Genomic DNA, 1,520 nt, shown 5'->3' on the forward strand with positions numbered 1-1,520 from the left:
GGCGTGTAGGTCAACGGGTTCCAAAACAATCTCGCCGGCCCTCCAGGGCTGCCGCACCCCACTGCCGGTGCGAACCTGAGGGTATTCAATTGACTTCTGTCAATGCCTGCGGGTGTTGACGCATATTTGCCCCCAAGGGGCGCCGAATGTGGCGGCGCATCAGGGGCAGGAGTGTCGCCACATATGGATAATGACCAGGTAGTAGCCGGAAACGAAGAACTAGTAGTCACCGGGGAAGCGCAGGGAACTGCGGAAGCAGAGGCTCCGGTAGCGCCGAAGAGGGCCGTACGGACCCGCCGGAAGGCGCCCGTCGCCAAGGTCAACGCCGCGGAGGCGGCCGAGGCTGTTGCCGAAGCCGCGGCCCTGGCCGACGCGGCCGGTTCAGATGAGCCCGTCCGGGGCCGCCGTAAGCCGGCCAACGTCGAAGCAGCCGGATCTGAAACTGTTGAACCCGAAGCTGCTGTATCTGAAACTGCTGCAGCCGAGACTCCGGCCAAGGCGCCCGCGCGGCGCACCCGGACCCGGAAAGCTGTAGCAGCCCCGGAACCGTTGCCTGCCTTCGCCGGCGATGCCGAAACCGGCGCACCTGCCGCGGCTGAGGCCCCCGCAGCAGCTGGCACTGACGCAACTGCCGCCGCAGAAGCCGCACAAACGGCCGCAGAGACGGTTGCAGAGAAGCCGGTCCGCCGCCGCGCCAGCCGTGCCAAGGCCGCCCCGAAGGCCGAAGAAGCACCCGCGGCAGTACTCCCGGCCGAAGAAGCCGCCGCTGCGGAAGCACCCACCGCGGAAGCCGCCGCAGCCCAGCCCGAAGAGCCGGAAGCTCGGCCCGAGGAAAGCCCGGCCGCGTCGCTGTTCATGGAACCGGGTGCCCTCACTTCCGTCATCTTCCAGGCCCCGGACCTGAGCACTGTGGTGCGTCCGGTCCCCGTTGCCGCCGCAGCAGCTGAGCCCGAGGACGAGGAAGGCGACGAGGACGAGGACGCCGGCAACCGCCGTCGGCGCCGCAGCCGCGGCCGGCGCGGCCGCACCCGCACCTCTGCCGAGTCCGACACCGAGTCGGAAGGCACCGAAGAAGAGGGCGACGAAGGCTCCGAGTTGATCCTTGAAGACGGTGTGACCTCCCGCCGCCGCCGCCGCCGTCGCCGTGGAGACCAGGACCTCGAGCTGACCGGCGGGGAAGGCGACGATCCGCCCAACACGGTGACCCGCGTCCGTGCGCCGCGTGCCATGGCCGAGGCGCCGGTGAACAACCGCGTCACATCCGTCAAGGGCTCCACCCGCCTGGAAGCCAAGAAGCAGCGCCGCCGCGAATCCCGCGACACCGGCCGCCGCCGTACCGTCATCACCGAGGCCGAGTTCCTGGCCCGCCGCGAGTCCGTGGACCGCCAGATGATCGTCCGCCAGCGCGACGACAGAATCCAGATCGGTGTCCTTGAAGACGGCGTCCTGGCCGAGCACTTCGTGTCCAAGACCCAGCAGGACTCCCTGATCGGCAACGTCTACCTGGGCAAGGTCCAGAA

General features: G+C 68.9%; 1 pseudogene. It reads left to right on the forward strand.

From position 1 onward, the window contains the following. Positions 1–183: 183 nt before the first annotated feature. Positions 184–1,520 (forward strand): annotated as a pseudogene (locus tag LQV45_RS31655) (ribonuclease E/G); the annotation flags it as partial.

It is taken from the genome of Microbacterium sp. Bi128 (genome assembly GCF_918698205.1).